The following is a 17,147-nucleotide window of genomic DNA, read 5'->3' on the forward strand; positions in this document are numbered from 1 at the left end:
TCGTTAAAACTACGGAGGACAGGGGGTAGAGTACCGGGCGAAAAGAGCCTTAAGCCAATGTAGCTCAGCCCTCCTGCGCTGAAGCTTCGGAGACAAGTGGTAGTGAAATACATATACAAGCCAATGTAGCTCAGTTGGTAGAGCAACGCTCTCGTAAAGCGTAGGTCGTCGGTTCGAATCCGATCATTGGCTCTTTTCAAGTCAGGATAAAGATTAGGTCGTCGGTTCCCTCGACCCTGAACGCTTTCGGGATTGGGAAAATCCGATCTCCGGCTCATTAATGAATTATTTCATAGTTCTGTAACTCTGTAGTTTAACCGGTTCTGCGTGGATATATGATAAGTAATTGATAATTTTTGATTTTAATGTTTTAATTATTGATTACTATTTGATTAGAAAATCCACTTATCTTATTAATATAAAGGTTGTTGATAACTGAATGATTACAAAAATCATCTTCATTTAAGAGTATTTATGAGGACTTACTGTAGATTTATAGGGTCTTTTATCCCAAAATCCTACCCACTTAAATGTATGTTCATTCTCCCTTCATTTTGGACATTTGAATTTTATACGTTTGTTTTTGAGTATTTTCCTTACTTTGTAAAAAAAATTGATTGAAGTAACCTCTTATAAACAGTAACACTTCAAATCCTGACTTTTTCTATTTCTTTCCTTAGTTGGTAGTCCGTAAGAGTTTTAAAATGGAAAGGGATCTTTATTGGACTTTGGAGTCATCACTCCACGTCCGAGGTAAATCTCTTCGTATTTGTAGTCATAGGGATAACATTTCGGTTGGTAAATTAGAGCGATTAAGATTGTGATTTATGATTTAAATTTCGTTCAATCATTACATTCAAAAAAGTATATTGCCCTTTGCATTTATTTATCGGTTTCTAAATCTGAGTTTAATTAAAAAATCATTACTAACATTAGCTATGAGAATTATAAACACTTCACTACTCTTTTTATTTGTTGGTGTTATTACACTTTCTTGTGGGACTGATTCCTCGACCCCTAAAAATCAATTCTTTTTAGATTCTAACAATGTAACTATTAAGTGTCCCGGCACTTCTCCTGGTGATATGGGAATAGTTAATGCTACAGAGTTTGAGTCCGTGGATAATGAACTTTTTAGGAGTAAAGTACAATCAGGGGCAGATTTGACAAAAGTTTGTACCTCTATGGTTACAGATATGAGTGAGCTATTTAATGGAACTTTTGAAGAGCCAAACAATTTCAACCAACCTATTTCCAGTTGGGATGTGAGTAGTGTAACAGATATGAATTCAATGTTCTACCGATCAAAATTTGATCAACCTATTGGCGAATGGGACGTCAGTAACGTTACTGATATGAGTTCTATGTTCCACGATTCTCATTTTAATCAGGATATAAGTGGTTGGGATGTGGGCAATGTAGTTGATATGAGTGGTATGTTTACCCTTACACCCTTTAATTACCCAATAGGCAATTGGAATGTCAGTAATGTGACAAATATGAGGTCTATGTTTGCTGTTTCCGGATTTAATCAAGATATAAGCCAGTGGGATGTCAATAATGTCACAGATATGGGGGGTATGTTTAATGAGAGCAATTTCAACCAACAAATTGGAGATTGGATAGTTAGTAAAGTAGAAAACATGAGTTATATGTTCCAATCTACAGCCTTTAACCAACCGATAGAAAGTTGGGATGTGAGTTCTGTAATCGAAATGGAAAATATGTTTTTTGATGCGTACGAATTTAACCAAAATATTTCATCTTGGTGCGTTCAATTTATTCAAACAGAACCCGATGAGTTTTCAACAAATTCTGCCCTCACCGAAGAAAACAAACCTGTTTGGGGAACTTGCCCTGAGTAGAATTATCTGTTATATGTGTAGAATTTCAAAACTTAACTACCATAACTTATTGATAATTAATTTCTCATATTAACCCTGTAGTTCAACCGGATAGAACGAAAGCCTCCTAAGCTTTAAATCCCGGTTCAAGTCCGGGCGGGGTTACTTTGGTAAATGTTGAATTGGTACGTTAAGCATCTAATTTCAGTATGTATATTATTGTCTTAAATAGACCCTTCCGGATACAATTTCGGAAAATAATACCCAACTACCTTCCCGGGAATATTGAACCGCAGTGGGCTGCGATGACTTTCTGATGTGATTAGCTCTTCTCTTACAAGCTGACTCGTAAGATCCCTTGCCGTACGCTCTCCTAATCCGGAAATTCGTTTCACTTCTCCTCTTGCAACTTCTCCCCGCGTCATGATTTCAGCTAATACATACTTCGCCTCCTCTCTTAATGTCCCATCATCAGGAATCATATTTTGGGATCGTAGATTCACATACCCAATGATTCGCTCCCGTAAATTTTCAAGTTGAAGCAACTCAATCATAAATGAGATTTGATCTTCTGCTACCTCAAAGAAATATTTACAAAATCTGGTTAGACCCTTTTGGGATAAATTTCCTCGTCCGTCGTAATCTCCTTTCCGATTTGCATCAGCCACCGCTAAATAATTTATGTAATCATCCGAACGCCTGGCCAGCCCCCGGGAAATGGTCCATAAACCGAGAGAATCTAATTTCACTTTCTTCATATAAGCATAACTAAATAGCCGGTTTACTCTGCCATTGCCATCCAGGAATGGATGGATCCAGGCGAGTCGATGATGACTTGCAGCGGCAGTTATTAGCTTTTTATGACCCAGTAAATTATCGGGAGTATATACTTCCTCAAAACGACTTATAAATCGTTCAACAGAATCAGGGGTTGGCGGGACATGGTCACCAATCGTTACCAGTCGATTCCTCAATTCTCCGGGTACCATTTGAATCGTTGCCCCAGATTCCGGATCGTATATATTTAAAAAGCTCTCGGGTACCCGTGCATAGAATTCACGGTGTATACTGCATAAAAAATCTTTAGAGCAGACATTAATATCAGGCTCTTTCGCCAACCATTCATCAATCAACGCTTGTACTTCAATGTGAGCAACACTTAGTAGTTGCAATCGCTTTCTATCTTCATCTTTGCTGTACTCTTTTTTTACAGCCTTCTCGATATCTGCCGGTGTAGTATGCTCACCCTCAATTCGGTTGGAATAGTAGCTATTAATATGACGGAGTAAACGAGTGACTTCTTTCTGCGTAATTGGGTGAAGCAAACCATCCAGTGAGGCAGATTTTCTATATACCTCCATCACAAGATCTACCAGTGAACTGCTTTCTCTTGGAAACATGGGCTACATATGTCGGGGATGATCAAAAGTATCCAAAATATTTCTGTTTATATTGCCGGTTTATTTTCCGGTTCAATAGTATTTATAAATAGCTGAATAACAATAGAATATCGAACAAATAAATTAATATTTAAAGAGTTATTTTGCCGGTTTATTTTCCGCTTACTTGATGGGTTTATCCAACACATCCATTTCGCAAAAACATGAAGAGTATAGAACACGCATCCTTAGAACATACGCTTTTCCCAATTATGCTATAATGGATGCGACAAGTGAAACTTAATATCGTTGCCAATTCCCCACTTTTTCAACTCAAATACCTAACCCGCCAAACTCTCTTCATCTATTAAAAATTCTGTCTGATTCTTAAGCAGTAGAAATGTGGAAGGATTTTTGGATGTGATTTTTCCGTCAAGAAGCTCCCGAATCACGTCTTTCTTTCCTTTTCCTGTTACCAAAAGCAGGATCTTTTTTGAATTTAGAATTTCACTCATCCCCAATGTGATCCCATATTTTGGAATTTCATCCATCTCCTGTGCCATTGAATGCTGCATCGATTCTCTGCTTAATTCAGTAACATGACAAAACGGTGAAAGCGAGGTTGATGGTTCATTAAACCCAATATGCCCATTTTTGCCAATGCCCAACACTGTAAGATCCAGTGGCAAAAGATCATCTACAATGTTTTTCATCCGTTGGCATTCAGCCTCCGGGTTTTTGGGATCGGAATCAAATCTTAGAAACCTGCTATCTTCTACTTTCAGGGGATCCACCAAGAATTTTTTTAGGTATGATTCACAGCTGTTCGGATCTCCTTTGGATAGTCCGAGCCACTCGTCCAACGCAAGAATTTTTAACTTTTGAACATAGTCCTCGTCACCCCTGATCGATTCAACAAAATAGTGATAGAGTAAGCTCGGCGAATGTCCGGATGCAGCACAAAGAACCGGTTCACCCAAACCATGTAAAGAACTCTTGAGCAGATCTGCACCATACCTGCTTAATTCTTCATAATTTTTGAAGTACCTGACGTTCAAGATGATCCTTTCTTATGTTATTCTACAACAGTATTAAATCCAAAAGATTCTGCAATTGTCATGTCAACTGAAATGTGTAGTAACTGGATTACAGTCATCGGGTGAGTTATTTCGAAAAAAACAGGTACTTTTGAATTCTTGCACTGTTTTCAGAGTTTACTCATCCGATGACTCACCGACAGTTGATCCTTGACAAAACAATAGTCTAATTTCGTTTTTTTCCACTTTAACTCGATCAATTTGTTGAATCTGCAGGCTTGAAATCGATCTCCATATAGCCGCCGCTTGCATTGTCGTCTGATACAAATTGTGGAATGCCGTTGATACTTTCCATCGTGGAGCGATGAATGTGCCCGGCAAAAACACCCAAAAGATTGGGGGTATTAAAAACCTCCTCATGAAAATCCATTGTAGTCTGAGTATGCCCGCTCTCCGGCCACCTGGGTCGACGTTCAAGTTCGTAATTTCGGTCGGTTGCAGCGCCCCACTCCGGATGACCAACACCGTAACCGACGGATCGGCCCGGTACATACAGCGGGATATGCATCATAAGTACAGTGGGTGTACCATCTTCAGTTTGATCTCTGTAAAAAGCAAGTTGCTCATCTGAAATCTGGTAGGTAGAATCATCGATCGTAAGGAAGCGAATCCCTCCAATTTCATAGGATGCCATCATTGGGTTTTTCCCTTGATACAGCGGCAGCAGCCTTCTTTCAATCCACTCACTGCGCAGATCTTCCAAGCTGCCTTCCATCCCTTCATAGTGCCAGTCGTGATTTCCTGCCGTATAGATATAAGATACCCCAGACTTCTCCAGTTTGTCATAGGCCCATTCAATCGCAGCTTCCGAAGGCCAGCTTACCAGGTCTCCAGGCAGGGCTAACAGGTCCGCTTCTACATCTTGAGTGTATGTAATAATATTCTCAAAACACTCCTCGGGATTTGTCAGCTCCCCGGTTTCGAAGTGGGTCGTTTCGTTGTACGCTTTCGCCATTCTATCGCTATATTTTCGGTAAGGATCCCCCCTTTCATCATCTCTCCACAGATGGGTATCACTCGCAAAAATAACTTTTACAGGACGTTTAATATCATCAACATAAAATGTGACGTGATTTCCACTGACCGTAAACGATTCATGACCGGCGGCTATCCATTCGTCACTTTGAGTTTGTTTTCCCAATTGTGATATCCAGCCGATACCAAACAAACCAGATGCAGCTTTTTGAAGAAAGGAAAGTCGGTTCATTTTTATAGTCTTTACGTTATAGATTATGTTTTAACTTACATCCCCAACGTTCAGAAAAAAATCCCGAATATCAAAAAGATACCCGGGATGACCACTATCAATGGATCTTATGTTTATAAACAACCAGCTACGGATGTTTCAATTCCGGACTCAATAATGAGTCTTGAATTGTTATCTCATCAAGAAGACAATTGAGATGGAAGATACCCTGTAATTTATTTACTGCGTGATGGTTTCAATTACATCACCCACAGGCCTCTGATTCCGGTAATCCAGGCCTAATAAATGTGCAACTGTTTTAGCAATTTGAGTTTGGTAAATAGTTTCAGAATTTCTGACTTCTCCAAGCTCCGGCGTATCCGGACCGATAGCAGCTATCCAAATTTCATCCGCACCTTCAATATCTGTTCCATGATGCTGCCAGGTATCCAGTGGCTCAGTTCCCCGCCCATGATCTGTTGTGATAATAAACGTTGTCTTATCCCGGTAGGATTCATGGTTTTGTACAAATTCCCACAGATCAGAAATAAATTTGTCCGTTTGTAATGTCGATTTTATGTAAGCCTCGTAATTCCCGTTGTGCGCAAAGTCATCTGTCTCACCATAGGCTATATAAAGCAGTCTTGGAGCGTTCTTTTTCAAAGTTTCCAAGGCATAATGGTGGGTAAAGGCATCGAGCCGAACAGATCCCCACGGGCTTGGAATTTCATGAATGAGTTCGTTCAGAAATCGTTCTCGATCCGTTAGATTTTCCCCTTCAACGGGTTCAAAACCCGCATTTACAGGTATCCCGCTTCGCTTTGCATTAATGATATACGGAAAGACATCCCAGGATCCGAAAGCAGCAACTTTGCCATTGTACATGGGTTGATTGTTTACAAACTCCAGAACGGTTCTGTTAGGATTCCAGATTTTATCATTACTGTCTATTCTCTCATCCGCGAAACCGGTCAGAATTTCATTATATCCAGGGTATGAAAAATCCAATCCATTGGTTACCAGCACCCGGCTTCCAAGATCTTGATTGCCATACAACTGACCTTCTTCAGCGATGGTATTCCAAAAAAACGGCATCAATTTTTCTCTTCGTACAGCTGGGTCATCATCCCAAAATCGATCTCGAAGATCATCGCCATTTTCTACATAATCCTCATGCATCATCAGTTTTTCATCGATTCCGGAAAAGAGTTCCTGCCAGCGTAATCCATCCAGAGAAATTAAAATCACATTTTCAGTTTTCAGCGCAGGTTGCGAATAGGCAGTTACACTCACACTGAGTAATACGGCAATTAATAATAAAGTCCTGACCATATGTAAAAGGATCTATTTGTTTTTTGGTTGATTTTAGCGAATTAAATTAATTGTGCTTTCGAAGTCATTTTGAATAAAATAAAGGCTCGTAAAAAGAATCTACCTGGAAATAACTTATCCCCAAATCCATGAGCCGCTCTATGTCATCACGAGCGGCATCCCAAACATCCTCATCAGCTTGCCTATACCTGAAAACATTGATGGCAGCTACAACTGTTACACCAAGTTCATTTGCCTTTTCTATCATCGCATGATCCAGGTTGCTTCCCAACTCAAAGAGGTGATACAGATTTTTTACATCCACTCCCTTTTTGCTTTGCTCTATCAATTTATCAAAACCGGCCGAGAGTGATGCTTTATTTTTAAAATAGGACTGAGCCTCCGACCCGCTTAATATGAATGTATCTAAGAGGAGATTAAAACGAACCAATATCTGTTCAATTTTTTGATAATAATCTTTGCCGTAATCGTTTCCTTTTACGTCAAGCATCAATCCCACTTGGCCTTCAGCCAGTTTTGCCACTTCCTCAAACAGCAGGGGCCGGTGACCATCCTTTTTTGATCTCAATTCTTTGATCTCGCTCCAGTCCATCTCTGCAACAGCTCCTGAATAACCATAATCACTTTCGAATGTTGGGTCATGATGTACGACAATTCTCCCGTCGCGAGACTTCCTGAGGTCTACTTCCAGCATCCTGTACCCTCGTTTTATGGCCTCTTTGATGGCAGAAGCAGAGTTTTCGGCTCGATGTTCATCCACAACCCCTCCCCGATGGGCAATCAGGTTGGCTTTTAGTTCTCCATTTTCCTGCCCATGCAGATGCCCGGGCAGGATTAGGAGTATAGTCAGTAGTAGGGGCGAAATCTTAAATCGATTGAACAGAATCATAATTCTTGTAGAGTTTAAAATACGCGATCCCAATCCCGAATCCATCGTTCTACAACTACTTTTGTCTGAGTATAAAACTCAACAGCATGACTTCCCTGTGCATGCAGATCGCCAAAAAAGCTCTCTTTCCATCCGCTGAACGGGTAGTATGCCATAGGTGCGGCAACACCAATATTAATACCGATATTACCGGCCGTAGCTTCATACCTGAATTGCCTTGCAGATGCACCACTGCTGGTAAATAAACACGCCATATTTCCATACGACTGGGTGTTTATCAGAGCAATTGCATCGTCAATCGTATCCACATGCATCAATCCAAAGAGAGGTCCAAAGACCTCCGTTTTTGCTAAAGAACTACCAGGTGAAACATTATCAATGATTGTTGGGTAACTCCAATTTCCATTTTTGAATTTTTCTACGGTTTTGCCGCGTCCATCTACAAGAACTCTTCCACCTTCATTCTTCCCGGTTTCTACAAAACGTTCAATCCGCTCCCGACTATCCGGAGAGATAACGGGTCCCATTTCTGTCTCTTCTTCCAATCCATAACCAACTTTTAAATTGGCGGCTTTTTCTGCAATCGCCTCTGTAAAGGGTTTACGGGCTTTACCCACGGTTACTGCAAGTGAGTTCGCAAGACAGCGCTGACCTGCACAGCCAAAAGCTGAATCACCCACAATCCGAGTCGTCATATTGATTTCAGCATCCGGCAGAACAACCACCATATTCTTGGCACCCCCCTGTGCCTGTACCCGCTTCCCATGAGCAGTCCCTTTACTATATATATGCCTTGCTACGGCCGATGATCCAACAAAACTGATCGCTTTGACGGCTGAGTTTTCCAGTAATTCGTCAACGGCTTCTTTATCACCGTTCACAAGCTGAACTACTCCTTCAGGCAGGTTCAGCCTATCAAGCAGTTCAAAAATATATTTTGCCGACATGGGCACCTTTTCGCTTGGTTTAAGAATGAAACAGTTTCCGCAAGCTATAGCATAGGGGAGAAACCAAAGGGGGATCATGGCCGGGAAATTAAAAGGTGTAATTGCCGCAACCACTCCCAGCGGCTGGCGAATCATATGTTCGTCAATTCCGGTGGCAATATCCTCATTATTATATCCCTGCATCAAAGTTGGCATTCCGCAAGCGTTTTCCACATTTTCTATACCCCTGCGAATCTCTCCGACACTTTCTTTGAATGTCTTACCACACTCATTCGTAATAATTTTTGCAAGATCATCGATATGATCTTCTAACAAATTCTTGAAGTGAAAAAGGTATTGTATTCTATTGGTTACGGGTGTACGTCGCCAATCGTAAAAAGCCTGATCGGCAATTTCCACAGCCTCCTTTACATCACTTTTGCCGGACATATGGACCGTTGCGATCTGCTCCATGCTGGCAGGATTCATCACAGGCAAGTCATTTCCTGATCCGGGTTGCTTCCAGGTTCCATTTATATAATTTAGAATCTCATTACTCGTATTTTCCATCTGCTTTTCTAATTATTTTTCAATTGATAACGATTTCTAATCTGTTATTCAGAGCCCTTAAAGTTCTTTGACTCGAATATTTTTCCAGAGTACTTCATCACCCCACCATGTATCTGTTCCATGTACCTGGAGAGCAATATGTCCCTCATCCCCCACGGTTTGATACATCTGTTCTTTATCAAAATTTGGATTTTTACTGCCGGCAGCATCGAACTTGCAGATCTTCGTCCCATTTATCCATGTTGTTATGATTGGATATTTGCCTTCACAGCGGATTTTAAGTGTATTGAAATCATTTAATTTCCATGCTGACCTCCATTCTTCAGGTGTACAAGCATACCGTAATGGATTCTCCTCGTAGTCCTCATAAGGTGTAAACGGTCTCATTTCCAAATCTACTAATTCATCCCCCTCAAAAACCCCATCGTATCGAAACGGCTCGGTACGCCATCCACCGGTGCTTTGTCCATAGATAAATCCTACAATTCCGCCATTATTCGGTTCACTGTGGTAGTCGACATACACCTGATAGGACTCACCATTTGGCTGAGATCTCAAAAATACTCCCGAATCACAACCCCAGCCCGGTTTTACATCAATCATCAGCTCAAAGTCACTGTACATTTTATCGGTCAGTAATATTCCACCATTTCCTGATCCCGGCGGTTCCTGTTCAGAGATAATCATTCCATCCCGCACGGTCCACCGCGCACCGTTTTTATGCCAGCCATCCAGGGATTCACCGTCAAAAAGCGAAACGTATCCTTCTTCGTGAGAGTGATATGATTTATTTGCTTGATTGAGACCGGAAATGACTGATGAGAGTCCAAGGCCGGTTGTGAATGTTGCTGATGAGTGTAAAAACTGACGTCGATTCATTTCTTTTTTCATGATTGGTAGAGTTTTTCTTGGGATTAAGGCTGAGTGAGAACAATTTCTGCAAGAACGGGAAGGTGATCGGATGGAAAATGTCCGTCGCGAACATCTGCAAGCGCACCGTGATACATTACTTGAAAGCCATCATTTACAAAGATGTAGTCGATTCGGCGATCCGGCCGGATCGCTTCAAATCCATTCGAGGTAGAGTTTGGCCCGTGATGACCGTTTTCAGAATGGTAAAATCCATCATAGAGTACCAAGTCCGACCCCTCTCTCTCGGTAGCAGTAATAATTTTATAGGGTTCCCGGTCATCAGTTGTATTAAAATCACCGGTCAATACGACTGGCTCGCCACCGGCAATTTGCTCAATTTTTTCTACAATCAATTTTGCACTGTTTATCCGGGCTTCAACTCCCCTGTGATCGAAATGGGTATTGAATGCATAAAAGTTTTCATTGTTTAATCGATCTCTAAAGTAAGCCCAACTGACAATTCGCGTCTGATCTGCATCCCAATGCAGGCTGCCGGGCACATCCGGGGTTTGGGATAGCCAAAAGTCTCCTGTTTCGATGGGGTCGAATCGATCAGACCTGTAATATATTGCACTAAATTCCCCTGCCTCTTCACCATCATTTCGACCCACACCCACTCTTTCAAATCCATCTAAAAAACCATCCAATTCATTGAGTTGGTGAATTAACCCTTCCTGGATTCCAACAATATCTGATTTGTGAAACAGGATTGTACTTGCTACAAATTCCTTCCTGTTCGGCCACGCATCAGGGCCATCATCCGGATTATCATAACGGATATTGAATGACATAACCCGAACAGGTTCAATCTCGGCAGAATTGTCGTTAGCGGTATTCGTGCTTTCGGAGTTACCGCAACCAACTGCTATTAAAACAATGATTATTACTGTGATTACTTTTTGGACAACAAGGGTAGTTTTATTCATATCAATCAAATTATGTTTGTAATGGTGGAAAATATTTCAGTCATGGGGTTCTGGTCCTGCAGTTCCCTGATTCATTGCAAATCGTTAGTTGCTCCACGTTTTTACCTACAAATAATATTCTGCTTTTTTGTGACAAAAACCCTCCTCCTTCGTAGAATTCTCGTTTTTCAACACGTCCATTGATATACTTTATTTCTACAGTTCTGTCATCGGGTTGTAAACGCAACGCAATTTGTTCTTTGCTTTGGTTCGCTTCAAAAATTTCAAGTTTCCCGTTATTTCTGGCAGCAAGAATCAGTTTTTCATCATTAACACCTGTTAAACTTGCCAGAGATTTGGCGTCACCGGGAAAATAGAATCCGCTTTTGGAGAAGGGGACTGCTTCAAAATTGCCGTCTCCGTTACCCTTTAAGAACAGGCCGCTAAAGGCATCGTACCAACCTGTAAATGTTTCTGTTGAAAATGAATTACCCGTCATAAGAATGTCTGGAAATCCATCAGCATCAAAATCTCCCGCCTGGAGCCCAAAAACGGGAGCAAACTGAGCTTCTGCAGGTAACGTTTCAACTCGAAAACTTTCACCCTCTTCATTTATAAAAACAGTGGTTTCAAAGGTGTCCACTGTATAGTTCTTATCACTGGCAAGGTGCTCGCTAGAGAGTACATCCGACAGTGCAGCTTCACCATATGATTTATATGTTGGATATCTACTCTCCAGCACTGGCATCTGCATCAACATATCGTCTCTTAGATGAACAGGTTTTCGAATTCCATTCAACATTTGTGATATGACCGGATCGGTTAAACCGTCTCTGTTAAAGTCACCAAATGTTATCTGAACATTTCCGTTTTCAGTATTTTGAACAGTTGAATTAAGGCCCAGATTCCCGGCCACATAATCTATATACCCATCTTGATTGAAATCTCCTGCTATGATACTATTCCACCAACCTACAGTTTCGGACAAGCCTAATTCATCCGTTACATTTTCTAATCTTCCCTCTCGATTTTCAAATACAGTAATAGGCATCCATTCTCCTGTTACGATTAGATCCGGCCATTTGTCATTATTAAAATCCGACCAGGTGGCACCCGATACCAGACCAATTTCCTTCATTTGAGGAGCAACGGCATCGGTAATATTTACAAATCGACCCTCTTGATATGTGAGGATATAACTTTGGGGCGGGTTGGGATACTGGTTCGGTAAAATTCTTCCGCCAACAAAAATGTCTTGTGTTCCATCACGGTCGAAATCAGCCGCAGCAACAACCGATGAGCTGGTATAGATCGGGGGGAGAACATCTTTTTGAAGTGTAAAACCACCATCTCCATCACCAAAGTATACCCGGTCCTGGTAGTATTCTGACCCGGTTCGAAATTCACTTCCCCCACTTGATACATAGAGATCTTTAAAACTATCGCCATTGAGATCCACGAAAAGTGCCCCCATATCCTTCTCATAATTGTTCCCGCCATCCAACTCTTTTGAGCTAAACGTACCATCCATTTTTTGAATAAATATCTCTCCGGATTGTTCGAAAGCACCACCTACAAAGAAATCTTCAAGACCATCTTGATTTACATCCGCAACAGCAAGTCCGGGGCCGAGCTTTGAAAATTTGTGAGGAAGAAGAGGCTGAATCCTGAAATCAATAAAATCTTCTTCAAGATGCTCAAAGTTGACACCTTTCTTTTCAGTAACATCTTGAAAAATCTTTGGGTCGGAAACTGTTCTTCTTTGATCTGGAACTGATGAATTTCTATTGGTATATGAAATCTCAGTTAATGAATTCACCGGTATGTTCATAATGGATTGCATTGTACGATCCGGCCATGTCACTACAACAGAATCTACTTTTGATATCTCACCTAAACCAAAATGAATTGGTGTTGCCATTGAGGACAGATATCCCCGCGAAACAGAATAGTGGTGGTGAAGTTCGGATCCATCTGCGTAGACGACTACTTTTGAACCAATGGCCTGTAGATTTTTTCCCGGTCCCTGTAGTTTGATTTGCAAATAATTTGCATCAGTCGTGTCTGCCCTGTTTCGATATACAAAAGCCTCCTCATTTGTATTGTTGATGACAATATCCAAGCTTCCATCATTATTAAGATCAACATAAATCGCCCCTGTAGAATAGCCCGGATCACTGAATCCCCAATCCTTGGAGACATCCGAAAAAGTTAGATTTCCATTATTTCTGAAGAGGTAATTTGGTTCATGGGAGCCCTCAAGTTTCAGCAACTCTTGGAATAGCTGTTCCTTGGTTGATCGATCAAAAGAAGATCCTCTCAAAAGGTTCATTTTTATTTCAGAAAAGTCACTGTCCGCAGGATTACGGGGCAACCCATTGGTTATCAAAAGGTCAGAAAACTTGTCATTGTCAAAATCAGCAAAAAGAGCTGACCAGCTCCAATCTGTATTTTCTATACCGGCAAATAAACCGATCTCGCTGTAAGCCGGGATCCCATCAGCGGTTAGTCCAGTGTGTAGCTGAAGAACATTCCGCTTTACCTGTGGATCATAGCCTGAATTCAGTTCGGATATAAATCTTTGATATCCAATCGTTTGATACATCTGTTTCACCCGGCTGTCACTCTCGGGTAACATATCAACTACAATAATATCCATATACCCGTCATTGTTGATATCCCCAAAATCAGTACCCATCGAGGAGTAACTCTGGTGTCTGAAATAAGTAGATGCCTGGTCTGTAAATGTTCCGTCACCATTATTTATATATACCACATCATTCGGTAGAAAATCATTAGCTGCATGGATATCCGGTAAACCATCCAGATTGATATCGAGCATATTCACACCCAGGCCATAACCTTCAATCAATATTCCCGCTTCTTCAGATACATTTGTGAAAGTTCCATTACCATTATTCCTGTACAGCCGATCTGTATTCACATGCTCACCCTCAGTCTGTTTTGGTCGAATTACATTCGGTGGTACCTCCCCCTGTCCGTTTGTTAGCAGATAGAGATCCAACAAATTATCCATGTTATAATCGAAAAATACAGCATGGGTTGTAAAACCTGTGTCATCAATTCCATACTCTGCGGCTTTTTCCGTAAATGTCAGATCGCCATTATTTACATAAAGTTCATTTGATCGTCGATTGGGGGCAGCATACGGGCCGCCATAACTGATGTAAATATCCATAAATCCATCTGCATTGATATCAACCATAGTTACACCTACTGCCCATTTCCCGGCTGTATCAATTCCAGACTCTTCAGTAATATCCGAAAAGCTAAATTCACCTTGATTTTTATAAAGTTTGCTGGTGCCCATGTTGGATGCAAAAAAAAGGTCTGCCAGTCCATCATTATCTATATCACCGGCAGCAACTCCGGCCCCGTTATAGATCATTTCATTTGTCACTACGTTTAGATCAACATTTTCCTCGACTACATTCTGAAAATTCAAACCCGTTTGAGAGGATGGAAGCTTTTCAAATTGCAATTGACGATTATTTTCACTCGAGCAACCTGATAACAACAGGAGTATATAGATAAGTACCCCCAATGATTGAAGAGGAACATGTACTTGCTTACATCTCATAGTTATACTTGGCAGATTATTCATTAGACAGCATATTAATCTGGCAGGGCAAATACTACAAATAAATCACTTGTTGGATTAGATAACCGTCCACTATGACCTTCCGAACAATATTTGCAATTCCCTCCCACACCGAGCGCAATATATTGTTTTCCATCAATTTCGTATGTGCTGGGTGTTGCGAAAGCTCCCGTTTCTAATTCTTTTTCCCATAAAATTTCACCTGTATCCTTATCAAATGCGCGAAACATTTTATCACGGGTTGCAGCAATAAATATCAACCCACCTGCAGTATTGATAGGACCTCCAAGATTTTGAGTGCCTGTTGGTGGAATTCCTCTTTCAGTCAATTCTTTATATTCACCCAATGGAACTTGCCAAAGAATTTCACCTCTATTTAAATCAATAGCATTAAGTGTACCCCAGGGCGGCTTAATGGCTGGATACTCCTCATCGTCCCGAAATTGGTAATAATTTTGGTGTATATAGGGAGACATCACTTTTTCATTATCCCCTCCACTTTCTGCAATCTCTCGTTCTTTTTCAAACAAATAGGCAAGAAGTGCATTCAGATCGTTATCGACGACAGATGCCATAGCCGGCATAACCCCTCTACCCTCCTGGATGATAGATGTAACTTCCTCCTCAGTTAATCTGTCTTTAATATCAATAAGACCGGGTGCAGGAGCCACTCCTTGGCGGTCAATCCCGTGACAAGCAGCACAAGTGGCGGTATAAACATACTCACCGTATGATGACATGTTTGCATGAAGACCCTCTGTTTCAACCATAGATATTACATAGGGAATATTATTTGCGTTGATATATAAAATACCCGTACCGGGATCAACAGAAGCTCCTCCCCACCAGGCTCCGCCATGGAGTCCCGGCATAAAAATAGTACCTTCGCCTGTTCCGGGCGGATCATACAATCCCCTGGCACTAAACTTCTCAAACTCTGCTCGAGCCCAGGCATTTTTTTTAGGTGAAAGATCTGTAAGATCTTCGATGTTTAATCCCTGGCGTGAAAAAGGCTCCGGTTTTACAGGGATCGGCTGTGTCGGCCATGCTTCTTCACCAATCAATGATGATGCCGGAACCGGCATCTCTTCAATCGGAAACAGCGATTTACCTGATTCGCGATTCAGTACGTAAACCATGCCTGTTTTCGTGACTTGTGCTACAGCATCGATAAATTCACCATCCTTATTCACCGTAATCAAATTGGGGCGCGTTGGAAGATCATAATCCCAGATGTCGTGGCGTATAGTTTGAAAATCCCAAATTAATTCACCCGTGTTCGCATCTAATGCGATCACAGATGTGCTAAATCGATTTGACCCAATACGGTCGCCGCCATAAAAATGGTAGGAGGGTGCACCTGTAGGTACAAATACGATTTCGCGCTCCTCATCGAGGCTCATTCCACCCCAGCTATTTGCTCCACCAGATACCTGCCAGGCATTTTCAGGCCATGTTTCATATCCTGGTTCTCCGGGATGCGGTATTGTATGAAAGATCCATTCAACCTCGCCGGTGATTACATTATAGGCACGTATATGGCCTGGTGCATATTGCTGAGGCCCTTCTGGGACTCGACTTCCCATTACCAGTAGGTCTTTAAAAAGTATTCCTGGTGAGGTTGAACTTACCGAAAGCTCCTGCCAGGGTTCACGATCAAGGTTTTTTCGTAAATCAACTCTTCCATTCTCACCAAAACTCCTAATTGGTTTCCCACTTTCTGCATTCAAGGCATAGAGGTAGCTCCCTCTTGTGAAGAGTATCCTGTCGTCTGCTTCTCCTTCCCAGTATACAACCCCCCTGTTTTGGTGTTCTGGGCCCTCTGCATCAAATACCCATTTTTCTTCACCTGTTTTGGCATCCAACGCTATGATTTTCAATGATGGTGAACTGATAAACATCACCCCATTTACTACGATGGGATTTGCCTGTATTGTCGACTGATCAGTGTTATCACCTGTACGATATTCCCAAACAACTTCCAGATTTTGAACATTTTCTTTATTAATCTGATCAAGTGAAGAGTACTTCGTATTCGCATTATCCCCCCCTGTAGTCTTCCAGTCTACAAAATTTTCCTTTTGAAATGGAATATCCTGTTGTTTATCAGAACTGGTACATGATAAAAAAAGAATCATTGCTGCTACAAAGACAGCTGAGAATTGAACACCTACTTTAACAGACATATGTGCATTTAAAATATGTGGTTGATGGATTCCAGTCCTGGTTTTTATCAAAACTTACCCTGTTTTATCGTTGACTACACGGGACATCTAAATAACAATTTAAAAACTCTTTACCCTGCAATTTTTCTATCATTTCAATGATGTTACAGGTATACTTATAATTTTTCGACTTTATACCCACCCTTTCGTTTATCGTTGATGTAAACGCCCAGGAAGATCAATGCCAGTAAAAAGGCTGCCGGACTGATGTAAAGGATCGACATCCGCCCCCCGTAGTTGTCTGCCGGGCGAAGCACCGC

The 17,147-nt window shown here is 41.3% G+C and carries 11 protein-coding genes and 2 tRNA genes; 3 read left to right on the forward strand and 10 right to left on the reverse strand.

Features of this window, described 5'->3' with window-relative positions; genetic code table 11:
- Positions 1-119: 119 nt before the first annotated feature.
- The 3 genes from L6773_RS16225 (at position 120) to L6773_RS16235 (ending at position 2,009) form a co-directional block, all read left to right on the forward strand.
- A tRNA-Thr gene (locus L6773_RS16225) sits at positions 120-192 on the forward strand.
- A 746-nt stretch (positions 193-938) separates the two neighbouring features.
- A complete protein-coding gene (locus L6773_RS16230) occupies positions 939-1,865 on the forward strand; it encodes a BspA family leucine-rich repeat surface protein (RefSeq protein ID WP_237855498.1) in 927 nt (308 codons plus the stop codon).
- 71 nt (positions 1,866-1,936) lie between these two features.
- Positions 1,937-2,009 (forward strand) — tRNA-Arg (locus tag L6773_RS16235).
- A gap of 59 nt (positions 2,010-2,068) precedes the next feature.
- Here L6773_RS16235 and L6773_RS16240 read toward each other — a convergent pair.
- From L6773_RS16240 to L6773_RS16285, 10 genes are all read right to left on the reverse strand, one after another.
- Positions 2,069-3,244, reverse strand: coding sequence for a Fic family protein (locus L6773_RS16240; protein WP_237855499.1), 1,176 nt, complete (start codon positions 3,242-3,244; stop codon positions 2,069-2,071).
- 320 nt (positions 3,245-3,564) lie between these two features.
- Entirely contained in the window at positions 3,565-4,281 is a 717-nt protein-coding gene (locus L6773_RS16245; RefSeq protein WP_237855500.1) for a 6-phosphogluconolactonase, read from the reverse strand.
- Positions 4,282-4,516: 235 nt separating this feature from the next.
- Positions 4,517-5,527 carry a metallophosphoesterase family protein gene (locus tag L6773_RS16250; protein WP_237855501.1) on the reverse strand — a complete coding sequence of 337 codons (1,011 nt, stop codon included), beginning with the start codon at positions 5,525-5,527 and terminating at the stop codon, positions 4,517-4,519.
- A 219-nt stretch (positions 5,528-5,746) separates the two neighbouring features.
- Positions 5,747-6,838 (reverse strand): alkaline phosphatase family protein, encoded by a 1,092-nt coding sequence (locus tag L6773_RS16255; protein WP_237855502.1) that lies wholly within the window; start codon positions 6,836-6,838, stop codon positions 5,747-5,749.
- A gap of 64 nt (positions 6,839-6,902) precedes the next feature.
- Complete coding sequence (locus L6773_RS16260) at positions 6,903-7,727, reverse strand: glycerophosphodiester phosphodiesterase (protein WP_237855503.1); 825 nt, start codon at positions 7,725-7,727, stop codon at positions 6,903-6,905.
- Positions 7,728-7,741: 14 nt separating this feature from the next.
- Positions 7,742-9,223 carry a CoA-acylating methylmalonate-semialdehyde dehydrogenase gene (locus L6773_RS16265; RefSeq protein WP_237855504.1) on the reverse strand — a complete coding sequence of 494 codons (1,482 nt, stop codon included), beginning with the start codon at positions 9,221-9,223 and terminating at the stop codon, positions 7,742-7,744.
- Between the two features lie 57 nt (positions 9,224-9,280).
- Complete coding sequence (locus L6773_RS16270) at positions 9,281-10,114, reverse strand: 3-keto-disaccharide hydrolase (protein WP_237855505.1); 834 nt, start codon at positions 10,112-10,114, stop codon at positions 9,281-9,283.
- Positions 10,115-10,137: 23 nt separating this feature from the next.
- Positions 10,138-11,061 carry an endonuclease/exonuclease/phosphatase family protein gene (locus tag L6773_RS16275; RefSeq protein WP_237855506.1) on the reverse strand — a complete coding sequence of 308 codons (924 nt, stop codon included), beginning with the start codon at positions 11,059-11,061 and terminating at the stop codon, positions 10,138-10,140.
- Between the two features lie 40 nt (positions 11,062-11,101).
- Positions 11,102-14,641 carry a VCBS repeat-containing protein gene (locus L6773_RS16280; RefSeq protein WP_237855507.1) on the reverse strand — a complete coding sequence of 1,180 codons (3,540 nt, stop codon included), beginning with the start codon at positions 14,639-14,641 and terminating at the stop codon, positions 11,102-11,104.
- 35 nt (positions 14,642-14,676) lie between these two features.
- Entirely contained in the window at positions 14,677-16,899 is a 2,223-nt protein-coding gene (locus L6773_RS16285; RefSeq protein ID WP_237855508.1) for an outer membrane protein assembly factor BamB family protein, read from the reverse strand.
- Positions 16,900-17,147: the final 248 nt, after the last annotated feature.

The organism is Rhodohalobacter sulfatireducens (assembly GCF_022012475.1).
GTDB lineage: Bacteria > Bacteroidota > Rhodothermia > Balneolales > Balneolaceae > Rhodohalobacter > Rhodohalobacter sulfatireducens.